Origin of the sequence: Arthrobacter sp. Leaf234 (assembly GCF_001422665.1) — a bacterium.
Taxonomy (GTDB): Bacteria; Actinomycetota; Actinomycetes; order Actinomycetales; family Micrococcaceae; genus Arthrobacter_D.
This window is the reverse complement of the sequence record NZ_LMLU01000005.1, coordinates 520693-533469: the sequence shown is the minus strand read 5'-3', so window position 1 is coordinate 533469 and position 12777 is coordinate 520693. Positions and strand designations below refer to the sequence as shown.

Sequence of the window (12777 nt, the reverse complement as noted above, 5' to 3'; positions counted from 1 at the left end):
GGCCCGCCCGGCGCCCCCTGACCGGCAGGCCGTAGGATTGCTGGCAGACCCTGCCCGCCCGGCATCTCGACGACCCCAGGAGAACCCATGGCCCTGAACGCATCGACCACGCTCCCCTACGACCCGGCGACGGTCCTCGGGGTGTTCACCGACGAGGGCTTTGTCCGCCACATGAGCGAGCATGTCGGCGGCACCCTGGAGTCGCTCACGGTGGACGGGGACACCGCCGGCGCGTTCACGCTGACGGCGGTCCGCACCATGCCGACCGATCGCCTCCCCGACATGGCCCGCAAGTTCGTCGGCGAAACCCTGTCCGTCACCCAGACCGAGCAGTGGGCGGCGCCGACCGCCGACGGTTCCCGCGAGGCGACACTGCAGATGACCGTCGCGGGCGTCCCCCTCTCCGTGGCAGCGGTGCAGCGCCTCACGGCGCAGGGCGGCGGGACCGTCGTCGACCTCCAGGGCACCGTCTCCTCCACCATCCCGTTCCTCGGCGGGAAGATCGCCGGTGCCGCCGAGCCGATGATCGGCAAGGCCCTCAACGTGCAGGCGACCGAGGCCCGCACCTGGCTCGAGAACCGCTGACACGACCGTAGCCACCCCACCCGAGAGTTCCGCGACCACCATGCAGCTGCCCACACCCCTTGCCCTGATCCTCATCCTCTCCGGCGTCTGGACCCTGATCGTCTGGCCGCCGTTCCTGCGCCGCATCCTCAAGGACCCGCGCGCCCGCGACGAGAAGGGCGCGGCGACCAGGTTCCTCACGGTCCACCTCATGCTGATCTCCACCTCGATGATCCTCGGCGCGGCGACTGCCGTCATCGGGGTGCGAGCCCTCATCGCCTGAGACCGGACCATGCCTGCACGCTGCATCCCCGAGGAGACCCGATGACCCAGGACGATCGAGCGAAGCCGGCAGGCGCCCACCCGGTGATCCTCCAGCGATCGAGCTATGCGGAGCACCTCCGCATCACGGAGATCCTGCGTAAGGAGACGGTGGGGGGCATCCTGCTCCTCGTCGCGGCCGCCCTTGCCATCCTCTGGGCCAACTCGCCGTTCTCCGAGTCCTACTTCGCGATCCGGGACTTCGAGTTCGGCTACGAACCATGGCACCTGAAGCTGTCGGTGGGTACCTGGGCCTCCGACGGTCTCCTCGCGGTCTTCTTCTTCCTCACGGGCCTCGAACTCAAGCGTGAGTTCGTAGCCGGGGACCTGCGGCGGCTCAGCCGCGCGATCGTCCCCGTCGCGGCCGCCTTCGGCGGTGTCCTCGTGCCCGCGCTCATCTACACGGCCGTGAACCTGTCCTCCCCCGAGACGCTCCGCGGCTGGGCCATCCCCACCGCCACGGACATCGCCTTCGCCCTGGCCGTCCTCGCGGTCATCAGCTCGCACCTGCCCGGTGCCCTGCGCGTCTTCCTCCTGACACTCGCCGTCGTGGACGACCTCATCGCCATCGCGATCATCGCGTTCTTCTACTCGGAGGACGTCAGCCTCGTCTTCCTCCTCTGGATGCTGCTCCCCCTGGGCCTCTTCGCCCTGCTCGCCCAGCGGCGGCCGAAGTTCTTCGGGAGCACCACGCGGGGTCCGTGGCTCGTCCTCCTGCCGCTGGGTGTCGCCACCTGGGCGCTCATGCACGCGTCGGGGGTGCACGCGACGGTCGCCGGGGTGCTGCTCGGGTTCTGCGTGCCCGTCCTGCGGAGGTCCGAGGGCAGGCCCCTGCTGCCCCGCCCCAACAAGCCGGGACTGGCCGAGGTCCTCGAGCATCGCTTCCGCCCGCTCTCGACGGGCTTCGCCGTACCCGTCTTCGCCTTCTTCTCCGCGGGTGTGGCGATCGGGGGCGCGGAGGGCTTCGCGTCCGCGCTCACGGATCCGGTCCTGATCGGGGTCGTGCTCGGGCTCGTCCTCGGCAAGCCGATCGGCGTGCTCCTGACCACGTTCGTCGTCACGAGGACCACGAAGGCCGACCTCGATCCGGGACTGAGCTGGTGGGACCTGCTGGGCGTCGGGATCCTCGCCGGGGTCGGGTTCACCGTGTCCCTGCTCGTCAACGACCTCAGCTTCGGGGCGGGCAGCGAGCACGACGACCACGCGAAGGTCGCCATCCTCACGGCATCCCTCCTGGCGGCGCTCCTGGCGAGCGTGGTGCTGCGCCTGCGCAACAAGCACTACCGCCGCATCGAGGAGGAGGAGAAGGTCGACACCGATGCGGACGGCGTCCCCGACGTGTTCGAGAACCGCGCGGACTGATCCATGGCCGAACCGGGGGTGGTGCAGGCAGGGCATGGTCCGGTCGAGGCCGTGCGGGGTCCCCGCCGGCCGCGTAACAGGCGCCGGATCATCCTGAGCGAACTGGCCCTCACCAGCACCTTCTCCATGACGGTCGTGCTCGGGCTGCTGCAGAGCGAGGAGCTCCGCTCCGTCCCCGTCTTCGTCGCAGGGTGGATCCTGAACCTGGCCGTCTTCGCACTGTGCTGCACGCTGCCGTGGTCGCGCATCCCCAGCCGCTGGGTCATCATCGTCCCGCTCGTCGATTTCGTCGCCATCGCGCTCACCCGGGCGGCCGCTGGAGACAGCCTCACGGGCGTCGGGCTCCTCGCCGCCTTGCCCACGGTCTGGATCGCCGCGTCGAGGGTCCGCACCGCGACCGCCGTGACGATCGCCGTCGTCGCCTCCCTCCTCGTCATCTGGCTGCCGTTCCTCCTCCGCACCGAGGTGCTCACACTCCGCGGCCTCATCGATCCCATCCTCCTGCCCATCATGCTCACGGGTCTGGCCGGGTTCGTGAGTGCGCTGGCGAAGGACAACCGGCGACGGCAGGACGCACTCCGGGCATCCCAGGCAGCACTGCGGGAGAGCATCGAGGCCGGCCGCGACCGCGAACGGCTCCTCGGGACCGTGCTGGACACGGTGAGCGTGGGACTTCTCGCCGTGGACCGTGACGGCAACGACATCCTGATGAATGCCCGCCAGCGCGAGGGCCATGCGGCAGCCGCACCCCCGGACACGCCCGATCCGCGGGAGAGCGAGCTGCTCATCTTCGGTGCGGACAGGACCACGCCGATCCCGCCGGAGATCCGACCGGTGCGCCGGGCCATCATGGGCGAGGACCTGCAGGGCGAACAGGTGTGGGTGGGCGCCGGACGGTCCCAGCGTGCGCTCAGCATCTTCTCGCAGTCCATGTACGACGACGACGGCGCCTTCGCGGGGACGGTCGTGTCCTTCAACGACGTCACCGAACTGCTCCTCGCCCTGCAGGCCAAGGACGACTTCCTGTCGAACGTCTCGCACGAGTTCCGCACCCCGCTCACGTCGATCCTCGGCTATCTCGACCTGACGCTGGAGCTGGGGGACGTGCTGCCCGAGGGCGTGGAGGGCTACCTCGAGATCGCCCGGCGGAATGCACTCCGGCTCGAACAGCTGGTCGAGGACCTGCTCGCGATCAACGCCGGCACCTTCGAGGTCATCCCGATCGCCACGGACGTCGGCCGTATCCTCGCCGATGCGGCATCCTCCGGCCATCTGCGGGCCGTGCGGGCCGGGGTCCATCTCGAGAACCGGGCGCCCTCGTCCCTGCAGGCGGTCGCGGACCCGGCCCGCCTCGCCCAGGCGGTCGACAACCTGCTGACCAATGCCGTGAAGTACAACAGGCGCGGCGGAAGCATCACGCTGGACGCCTCCCTCGGGGACGACGGCCTCGTCATCGAGGTCGAGGACACGGGGATCGGCATCGAGGCCGAGGAACTGCACCAGGTCTTCGACCGCTTCTTCCGCTCCCCGTCGGTGCGTACCTCGGCGGTGCCGGGCGTCGGGCTGGGCCTGCTGATCACCAAGAGCATCGTCAGCGAGCACGGCGGCTCCATCTCGGTGGCCAGCGAGCCGGGCCGTGGGTCGTGCTTCACCGTCGTGATCCCGCAGCCCACGCGGTGAGCGGGGGTCCTGCCCGCACCACCGTGGGCCGGCTCGTCGGGACCTAGCCGTTGGCGGCGAGCAGGGACTCCTCGAGCGCGACCCAGGCGAGCATGGCGCACTTCACGCGCGCAGGGAACCGGGACACACCCGAGAAGGCCGCAGCGTCCCCGAGAACCTCCTCGTCGGCCTCGATCCGGCCGCGGGACCGCATGACCTCGCGGAACGCATCGACGAGCGTGATGGCCTCGTCACGCGGCAGGCCCTGCACGAGGTCCGCGAGCACCGACGCCGAGGCCATCGAGATGGCGCATCCGGCACCGTCCCATGTCACCGCCGCGACGCTGCCGTCCAGCACGGCGGCGCGGAGGGTGATCTCGTCCCCGCACACAGGGTTCAGCTGGTGGGACTCCCCCACCCTGCCGTCGCCGTCGTACGCTGCCAGGGGCGAGCCGTGCCGCGCCTTCGCGTGGTCGAGGATGATCTGCTGGTACAGCTGTTCGAGTCCTGAGCTCATCTACTCTGCTCCGAAGAAGGGGCGGACCTGGGCGACGGCCGCCAGGAAGGCGTCCACCTCGTCCGTCGTCGTATAGAGGTACGTGCTGGCGCGGGTGGTGGCGGTGAGCCCCAACCTGCGGTGCAGCGGCTGCGCGCAGTGGTGGCCCACGCGGACGGCGATGCCCTGGTCGTCGAGGAACTGGCCCACGTCGTGGGCGTGCACGCCGTCGACGTCGAACGCCGCCAGTCCGATCCGTGGCTGATCGGCCCGTGGCCCGAGGACCCGCACGCCGTCGATCGCCTCGAGACCCGCGACGAGACGCCTCCCCAGCGTGGCTTCCCAGGCCTCGATCCGCTCCATGCCGGTCTCCGCCAGGTAATTGGCCGCGGCACCGAGGGCGACCGCCTGCGAGATGCGCTGCGTCCCGGCCTCGAACCGGTTCGGCGAGGGCAGGTACTCGGCGCCCTGCATGGTGACGGTGGTGATCATGGAGCCGCCCGTGAGGAAGGGCGGCATCGCGTTCAGCAGTTCGGCGCGTCCGTAGAGTGCGCCGATGCCGGTGGGTCCCAGCATCTTGTGGCCGGAGAACACCAGGAAATCGACGTCGAGGGCCTTGACGTCCACCGGCAGGTGCGGCACCGACTGGCAGGCGTCGAGGAGCGTCAGGGCGCCGACCTCGCGGGCGAGCCCCACGATCTCCGCCACCGGGCTGATGGTCCCCAGGACGTTCGAGGCGTGCGAGAAGGCGACCATCCTCGTCGAGGAGGTGATGACCTGCCGGGCCTCGTCGAGGCGCAGCGCACCGGCGTCGTCGACCGGGATGAAGCGGAGCTCGGCGCCGGTGCGCGCGGCGAGTTCCTGCCACGGGATCAGGTTGGCGTGGTGCTCCAGCTCCGTCACCACGATGCTGTCCCCGGGCCCGACGGCGAACCGGCGCGCGGTGTCCCCTCCGCGGCCGAGCGAGGCGTTGGACATCGCGTAGGCGACCAGGTTGATCCCCTCCGTGGCGTTCGAGGTCCACACCAGCTCGTTCGTCCGCGCTCCGATGAACCGGGCGACGGCGGCGCGCGCGTCCTCGTACGCGTCGGTGGCGTCGACGGCGAGGGAGTGGGCGCCGCGGTGCACGGCGGCGTTGCGCTGCTCGTAGAACTCCTGCTCCGCCTCCATGACGCTCACAGGATTCTGCGACGTGGCGCCCGAGTCGAGGTAGACGAGCGGCCTGCCGTTGACCTCCGTGCCGAGGATCGGGAAGTCGTTGCGGATGCGATGCACCTCGGCGTCCGTCAGCCCGGCGTCGGACGGGGTGAGCGTGACGGGGGTTTCGATCACGGGCACGGATACTCCTCGGATGCGTCTGCACCCTCGCGGCAATTACGCAAGGATTGTCTGCGTTAATCCTGCCACTCGGCGGTGGTGCGGGGCATCCCAGTGGAGCCTAAGAAGCGCCCCGGGACTGCAGAAGGGCTCCGACCGCCGTGCGGTCGGAGCCCTTCGGTCGATCATCCGAGCCGGAGCTAGTGTGCCCAGAGGTAGGGGTGCGAGGTCACGCCGTCGTCGAGCACGATCTTCGGCGGAGTGAAGATGCGGTTCGTGTTCGAGCCGGTGTAGTTCGTCGGCGTCTGGATGAGCATCTTCTTCCCCTTGCCGACCGGGCCGGAGACACTCGGGTTGATCCATTCGTCGTTCGTGGAGCCGATGATCGTCAGACGACCGTCGGACCTGTTGGACATGAAGTTCACATGGCGCCGCGTCTTCGATCCGTACATGACCGGCTGGTGATGGACGATCCCGAAGCTCTCCTCGTGATTGATGCCGATCACGTTGCGGATGGACTGGAGGTTCCAGGTCTCCGCATTGTTCGAGAGCCAGAACGTGGGCATGCCGTACTCGGCGTCATGGGTGTTCACATCGTAGAGGCGCGCATTGTCGTGGCTGTTGTAGCCGATCGGCGAGGCGCCGACCTTGGCGCCCTTCGCCCGGGCGGCGAACGAGTTCCCTGTCCAGCGGAATCCGTCGATCTCGACATTGCGCGTGACCGAATCGGACCCCCTCCACCAGTTGAGGCCGAAGGTCTCCCCGGGGGGCGCTCCGCTGTTCCCCGGGATCCCGGTGATGAGGACGTCCTCGACCCTGGTTCCCGGACCGGACCGGCCCACCATCAGCCCGTTGTACAGGTGGCCCTGCTCCGTACCCTGCAGCCAGAAGTCGGACAAGATCTGGTTCTGGCCGTCCGACATCCTCATGATGTACAGCTGATTGGTCAGCCCGGTCCCCTGCGCCGGAACGGTCCATCCGTAGGTCGAGCTGTTGGCTCTGATGCGAATGATCGTGTCACGGCCCTCACCGATGATGCCCTTGACCCTCGAAGGGACGACGACCGCCTCGGACCCGTTGAGGAAGTTCGACACCTCGAAGACACCGGCGGGCAGTTTGAGCACCTTGCCGGTCAGTTCGGGCTTGGCGAGGACGTCGTTGATGTCGTCCCCGGCCCGCGCCACACTGGCCCAGGCGATCTGGCCGGACGGAAGCGGAGCCGGTGCAGGAGCCGGTGCAGGCGCAGGCGCAGGCGCAGGAGCAGGAGCAGGAGCAGGAGCAGGCGCCGGCGCCGGTGCCGGAGCGGGTGCCGGGGCAGCATCGGCGTCGGCCACCCAGAATTTCGCACCCTCGTCCGTCCAGCCGTTCGCCGTCAGTGCCGCCCGTTCAGCGTCATCGGCGACGAAACGGTGGATGTCACCCTTGAGCAGACGATGAACGGGAACGGTGCAGTCGAGCGCCATCGGAGAGGCATAGAAGTCGATCTGCTGGCTCGTGTAGCCATACTTGCTCTGGGCGCTCTCGAACTCACCTTCGCCCTCGCGGTCCGCCATCCAGCTGAACGCCCCGTCCCGGTAGAGGCGGTAGACGGGCACGAGGCCGTCACCCCCGCGGGTGGCTGCCTCGAATTCGACCTGCTGATCCTCCGTGAAGCCGTACCGCTCGGCGGCGTTGGTGATCTCGCGAGGGGACGTCGTGAGCAGGGTGACACCCGACGTCGGGTTGATGCTCCGGTAGGTCGCCTGCGTCATGGCCGAACACACGTCGGCCGACGTGGCCGCTGAGGCAGTGGGGACGCCGAGAGGTAACAGGAGAAGAGCGGACACCGTACTGATGAAGCCAGTGGCTGTCTTGTGCATAAGAACCCTTTAGTAGATGCGATCGCGCGCCCGGCCTCCTGATCGGAGTACGGGCGCGCGTGCAGCAACTAAGCCCAGTTCTTAGTTACGACGATGATGACGTGGTGCGGTGCTGTGGAGGACTGTGTGCCCGATCGTTCCCCGCGACGGACTGTCACTGACTGCGGCCAATCCGGCTGACGCGCCCGGACGGACCTGGAGACTCGCTAACTGCTCCTCCTACCGCATGAAGAGCCAGTGATCGGACAGAACCCTACCAGAGTGTCGTGCGCCAGAAGGACGGGGCGACGGCGGCATCTCGTCCATCGACGGACGCCGTCCTTCGTCCGACCCGGCCGCTCGAGCCTGTCCCACTCGGCCGGTCGGCTAGTCTGATCGGAGCACAGGCAGGCCTGGACCCCGGCCCAGCACGTCCTTCGCCTGCACGCACCAAGAACCCTTCGAGCGCGGCTTGGGGGTGCCCGAAGCCAGGAAGGGATCTCCAGCGCCCATGTCGCCGAGCCTGCCCGCTACGAGCTGTCCGTCGGTTGTTCCAGGTCTGAGGGGATTCCACTAGACGTGTCCGACAGAGAAGAAGGTCAGGGCAAGTCGCTGGCACAGAGCGCAGCGAGCGGCATCCTCGTCACCATGACCGGGCAGGTCCTGCGTATCGCCGTCCAGGTCCTGTCGGTGGCAATTCTCGCCAGGTTGCTGTCCCCGACCGACTACGGACTGCTGGCCATGGTCGCAGCAGTCATCGGGGTAGCAGACATCTTCCGCGACTTCGGTCTCTCCACCGCCGCCATCCAGGCGAAGACCCTGTCCCGAGCACAACGCACCAACCTGTTCTGGATCAATTCCGGGATCGGGCTGATCCTGGCCGTCGCCGTCTTCGCCCTGGCCCCTGTCATCGCCTCGATCTACGGGCAGCCGGCCCTCGTCGACATCGCGCAGGTACTGTCCGCCACGTTCGTGCTGAATGGGGTCGCCACCCAGTACCGGGCGGATCTGAACCGGAAACTCGCCTTCTCCACTCTCGCCGTCGCAGACGTGGCCAGCCCGATCGTCGCACTCGGCGGAGCCGTCTGGCTGGCCCTGAGCGGCGCCGGCCTGTGGGCGCTCGTCGGCCAGCAGCTCATCCAGTACAGCGTCATGCTGGTCATCGTCGCGTGGGGTGCCCGGTGGTTGCCCGGGCTCCCCCGGACCTCCGTGCCGATGGACGGCATGCTCCGGTTCGGCTGGAACATCGTGGTCACACAGCTCATCAACTATGTGAGCAACAATGCCGACTATTTCATCATCGGTCTCCGCTCCGGCGCCGTCGCTCTCGGCAATTACAGCCGTGCATTCCAGCTGCTGATGAATCCTCTGAACCAGGTCCGCTCGCCCATCACCCGCGTCGCGATACCTGTGCTCGCCAAGATCCAGGACGACGACGCCGCCTACGGAGCCTTTCTGCTCCGCGGACAGGTGGCGATGGGGCACAGCCTCGGATTCGTGCTCGGCGTCGCAGCAGGAGCGGCGGCGCCGATCACGGTCCTCTTCCTGGGCGGCGAGGAATGGAGCGGCGTCGCACCCCTGCTCGCTCTCCTGGCCGTGGCCGGCGTCTTCCAGATCCTCGCGTTCGTGGGCTACTGGGTGTACGTGACACGGGCCCTCACGTTCCGGCTCCTGCAGGACTCCATCTTCTCGTCGTCGGTCCGGCTCGCACTCATCCTCGTCGGCAGCCACTGGGGCGTGATCGGTGTCGCTGTGGGCTACGCGCTCGCCCCGGCCCTGACCTGGCCCGCCACCTTCTGGTGGCTGTCGCGCTTCACCACCATCCCCACCAGGGGGCTGTACCTGGGCGCGCTCCGGATCGTCGCCCTGTCCGGGGTGGCCGTCGCCGCATCGTGGCTGACCACCCTGTGGCTCCAGGACGAGGCGGCCATCGTGTCCATCCTGGCCGCCCTGCTCACTGCCGGCAGTGCGTGCGCCGTCGTCTGTGCGGCGCTCCCGCCCTTCCGACGCGATGCACTCGCGATCCTCGACGTCGCGCGTCGGATGGCGCGGCGTTCGTCGCGTTAGCGCAGGGTCCGGGGACATCGGCGGCGACCGTGGTCCGCTATAGGGTTGGGCCATGACATCTCCAGCCGAGCGCGGGGCGCTGGCCATCGTCGTCGTGAACTACGGGTCGCACCTCCTGCTCGCGTCGAACCTCGTGCAGGTCTCGCGGTCCGTTCCCGAAGCCGACGTCGTCGTCGTCGACAACTACACGTCAGCGACGGAACAGGCGGCGGTTTCCGCCCTCTGCGCGGACAACACATGGACCCTGGTCGCCAGCCCCGTGAACGCGGGTTTCGGGGCGGGGATGAACCTCGGCGTCGAGGAAGCCACCCGGCGGGGCAACACACGATTCCTCCTTCTCAACCCCGACGCGACGATCGATCGTCAGAGCGTCGGGCTGATGGTGTCGGCAGTGGATGCGGACCCGCTCGCCCTGGTCGCTCCGACGATCCTCACATCGTCCGGCGCGGTGTGGTTCGCGGGCGCGGACCTCCATCTCGGGTTCGGCCGGAGCAGGGCAACACGGCACAGGGCCGGCTACCCCCGGGAACGCTTCGAGCCCTGGTTGAGTGGCGCCTGCCTTCTGGTCACCCTCGACCTCTGGAGTCGTGTCGGCGGCTTCGACGAACGCTACTTCCTCTACTGGGAGGACATCGACCTGTCGATGCGGGTCGTGCGGAACGGCGGGAGGCTGACCCTGCTCGAGGAGGCGCGCGCCGTGCACGACGAGGGCGGCACCCATGGGGAGGAACACCAAGGATCGGCGAGGGGCAAGTCCTCCGTCTACTACTTCTACAACATCCGCAACCGTCTGCTCTTCGCGGCACAGCACCTCGAGGCGAAGGACCGCCGACGGTGGGTCCTGAACAGTCCCGTCGCGGCGTGGGACGTCCTGCTGCAGGGCGGGCGCAGACAACTCCTCCGATCTGCCGCTCCGATGCGGGCGGCTGTCACCGGGACGTACGCGGGCCTCGCGCTGCACGCGCGGGAACGGACGGCCCGACGACGGCAGCGACGATCAGACCTGATCGACCAGCGCTGACTCCTCCAGTCGTGCAGCGATCGAGGACGACGTCAGGCCGACATCCCGAACGGTCCGCCGGTGCCGACGGGAACCGAGATTGTGGCCGTCCAGGATGTCGAGGCCGTCGGACGGCCTCCGGAGCTGAGGCCACCGGCGACTGCCCGCGGACATCGCGGCCCTGCTCCTGATCGCGTGCATCACCGGCACCACATCGCGCAGGGGTGGAATCCCCTCCACTGCCAGCGACGCGAGCAGCCTGTCGGCCTCACGGAACGTGAAGGACCGGTGGCGAGCAACCGGGTCAAGCAGGGCTATCCGGGTCCTGTTCTCGAAATCCGGCAGGAGGATCAAATCAGCCGCCGAGATCGCCGCTTCGGTGACCCGCCGGGAGGTGTGGCCCTCCGCATACCGACGTCCTGGATGATCGGAGGCCAATTCCTCGCCGACGCAGGGACAGATCCTGTCTCCTGTGCGCGCTCGTGTCCCGGCACTCGTGACCGCGAAGAGCCCGTCCGGCCCCGCCTGCCCAAGCCGCTGCCCGAGTGAGAAAGCGGCGAGGGGGGAGCGGCAGATGTTCGCCGTGCAGGCGACAAGGATCGTGAACAAGGGCTTCCTCGTGGTGGCGATGGGCGGCGACAGGACGCCGGGATCACTCCTTTCGGGGTGATGACGGACGCGTCTCGGCCGCAGGCTAGGTAAGTATGACAAGCTGAATCGGACGTTGTACACCGTAGGGAGCATGTGTGCACCCGCGGACCGGGGTGTTGAAGGGGAGACGACATACATGGAGCTCAGGGATTACGTTGCAGCCCTCAGGAAACGCTGGGTGACGATCGTGGCGCTCTGCCTGCTCGGCGCCCTTGCGGCGTTCGCCTACGCGAGCCTCTCGGCACCGCAATACCGCGCGGTCAGCAGCGTCTTCGTGAGTTCGAATCGTGGTGAGACCACGGGCGAACTCGTCCAGGGATCGACCTATACGCAGAATCTGGTGGCCTCGTTCACCGAACTGGCCACCAAGCCGGTCGTCCTCGACCCTGTCATCGAGGACCTCGACCTCGACTCCTCCGCTGCTCAGCTGGAGGACGCCGTCAGCGCGGAGACACCCCTCAACACGGTTCTCATCAACATCACGGCCGTCAGTGAGTCGCCGGCCGGGGCCGCGAACATCGCCAACGGCGTCGCTGATTCGCTTGCCCGGGTGGTGACGGACATGAGCCCGAAGACGGAGTCGGGTAGCCCCACCATCAGCATCAGCACCGTTGCGACCGCCCAGGCACCGACCTTCGCCTTCGCCCCGAACACCCGTCTCCTCATCGCCGCCGGAGCACTGGTCGGCCTGGTGGCCGGTATCGTCGTGGCCCTCGCCCGACAGCTCCTCGACACCAGGATCCACGATGCAGGGGACGTCGCCCGACTCACGGATCTCCCTATCCTCGGTACGATCCCGCGCACACGTGGGGCGGACTCCGGGTCGATCGTGCTGACGTCCGACCCGAACGGAAATGTGGCCGAGGCGTACCGGCTGCTGGCGACGAACCTCGAGTTCCTGAACCCGGACAAGTCACTCCGGTCGATCGTCGTCTCGTCACCGCTTCCCGGTGAGGGCAAGAGTACGACGGCGATCAATCTCGCTCTCGCTGCTGCGGAGCGGAACCACAAGGTCCTGCTGATCGACGCGGACCTCCGCCGTCCCTCCGTGGCTGAATTCTGCAGCATCGAGGGCGGTGTGGGCCTGACGACGGTCCTGTCGAGCCGAGCGAGCCTGTCCAGCGTCATCGAGCCCTGGGAATCGATCGATGTCCTGCCCTGCGGCGTCGTGCCCCCCAATCCCAATCAACTCCTCAGCTCCGACAGCATGGCTCATCTGGTGAAGGAACTGTCGGACGTGTACGACTTCATCGTCATCGACTCACCCCCGATCCTTCTCGTCGCGGACGCCCTCCCGCTCGCACGGCTGACCGATGGCGCGGTCATCGTCACGCGTCAGCATCGCACCAGGAGAGGTCAGTTGGCCAAGACCCTGCAATCCCTCGAAGGCGTGGGGTCGGATGCGCTCGGAGTCATCCTGACCGGCGGGAAAGCCGCGAGTCGGACGGCCTACTACGGCAGCAAGGAGCAGCCAGGCCCCACACGCTAGGAGCCACGGCGCT

The 12777-nt window shown here is 68.1% G+C and carries 11 protein-coding genes; 7 read left to right on the top strand and 4 right to left on the bottom strand.

Features of this window, described 5'->3' with window-relative positions; translation table 11 throughout:
• Positions 1-87: 87 nt before the first annotated feature.
• The 4 genes from ASF21_RS10220 to ASF21_RS10205 are packed head-to-tail and all read left to right on the top strand — an operon-like array spanning position 88 to position 3927.
• Positions 88-585 (top strand): DUF2505 domain-containing protein, encoded by a 498-nt coding sequence (locus ASF21_RS10220; protein ID WP_055770339.1) that lies wholly within the window; start codon positions 88-90, stop codon positions 583-585.
• 40 nt (positions 586-625) lie between these two features.
• Entirely contained in the window at positions 626-847 is a 222-nt protein-coding gene (locus tag ASF21_RS10215) for an SCO4848 family membrane protein (RefSeq protein WP_055770337.1), read from the top strand.
• A gap of 41 nt (positions 848-888) precedes the next feature.
• Entirely contained in the window at positions 889-2247 is a 1359-nt protein-coding gene (gene nhaA / locus ASF21_RS10210; RefSeq protein ID WP_055770334.1) for a Na+/H+ antiporter NhaA, read from the top strand.
• Positions 2248-2250: 3 nt separating this feature from the next.
• Entirely contained in the window at positions 2251-3927 is a 1677-nt protein-coding gene (locus ASF21_RS10205; protein WP_055770331.1) for a sensor histidine kinase, read from the top strand.
• 43 nt (positions 3928-3970) lie between these two features.
• Here the strand turns inward: ASF21_RS10205 and sufU are convergent, their stop codons facing one another.
• From sufU to ASF21_RS17040, 3 genes are all read right to left on the bottom strand, one after another.
• The gene (sufU, locus tag ASF21_RS10200; RefSeq protein WP_055770329.1) at positions 3971-4423 is read right to left on the bottom strand and encodes a Fe-S cluster assembly sulfur transfer protein SufU; all 453 of its coding nucleotides are present in this window, start codon (positions 4421-4423) and stop codon (positions 3971-3973) included.
• On the bottom strand, positions 4424-5740 hold the full coding sequence (locus ASF21_RS10195; protein ID WP_055770327.1) for a cysteine desulfurase: 1317 nt from the start codon (positions 5738-5740) through the stop codon (positions 4424-4426).
• A gap of 179 nt (positions 5741-5919) precedes the next feature.
• Positions 5920-7470 carry a hypothetical protein gene (locus ASF21_RS17040; RefSeq protein ID WP_055770324.1) on the bottom strand — a complete coding sequence of 517 codons (1551 nt, stop codon included), beginning with the start codon at positions 7468-7470 and terminating at the stop codon, positions 5920-5922.
• A gap of 666 nt (positions 7471-8136) precedes the next feature.
• Between ASF21_RS17040 and ASF21_RS10185 the strand changes: the two genes are divergently transcribed.
• Both ASF21_RS10185 and ASF21_RS10180 read left to right on the top strand, forming a co-directional pair.
• A complete protein-coding gene (locus tag ASF21_RS10185; protein ID WP_200914806.1) occupies positions 8137-9624 on the top strand; it encodes a lipopolysaccharide biosynthesis protein in 1488 nt (495 codons plus the stop codon).
• A gap of 52 nt (positions 9625-9676) precedes the next feature.
• Complete coding sequence (locus tag ASF21_RS10180; RefSeq protein WP_082471435.1) at positions 9677-10645, top strand: glycosyltransferase family 2 protein; 969 nt, start codon at positions 9677-9679, stop codon at positions 10643-10645.
• Here ASF21_RS10180 and ASF21_RS16500 read toward each other — a convergent pair.
• Positions 10622-11356 (bottom strand): hypothetical protein, encoded by a 735-nt coding sequence (locus tag ASF21_RS16500; RefSeq protein WP_162237534.1) that lies wholly within the window; start codon positions 11354-11356, stop codon positions 10622-10624. The genes ASF21_RS10180 and ASF21_RS16500 overlap by 24 nt on opposite strands.
• 55 nt (positions 11357-11411) lie before the next feature.
• Between ASF21_RS16500 and ASF21_RS10170 the strand changes: the two genes are divergently transcribed.
• Positions 11412-12764, top strand: coding sequence for a polysaccharide biosynthesis tyrosine autokinase (locus ASF21_RS10170; RefSeq protein ID WP_162237533.1), 1353 nt, complete (start codon positions 11412-11414; stop codon positions 12762-12764).
• Positions 12765-12777: the final 13 nt, after the last annotated feature.

Coding starts and splice junctions, on each gene's coding strand:
- ASF21_RS10220 (WP_055770339.1), top strand. CDS start 88: ATGGCCCTGAACGCATCGACCACGCTCCCCTACGACCCGGCGACGGTC.
- ASF21_RS10215 (WP_055770337.1), top strand. CDS start 626: ATGCAGCTGCCCACACCCCTTGCCCTGATCCTCATCCTCTCCGGCGTC.
- nhaA (WP_055770334.1), top strand. CDS start 889: ATGACCCAGGACGATCGAGCGAAGCCGGCAGGCGCCCACCCGGTGATC.
- ASF21_RS10205 (WP_055770331.1), top strand. CDS start 2,251: ATGGCCGAACCGGGGGTGGTGCAGGCAGGGCATGGTCCGGTCGAGGCC.
- sufU (WP_055770329.1), bottom strand. CDS start 4,423: ATGAGCTCAGGACTCGAACAGCTGTACCAGCAGATCATCCTCGACCAC.
- ASF21_RS17040 (WP_055770324.1), bottom strand. CDS start 7,470: ATGACGCAGGCGACCTACCGGAGCATCAACCCGACGTCGGGTGTCACC.
- ASF21_RS10180 (WP_082471435.1), top strand. CDS start 9,677: ATGACATCTCCAGCCGAGCGCGGGGCGCTGGCCATCGTCGTCGTGAAC.
- ASF21_RS10170 (WP_162237533.1), top strand. CDS start 11,412: ATGGAGCTCAGGGATTACGTTGCAGCCCTCAGGAAACGCTGGGTGACG.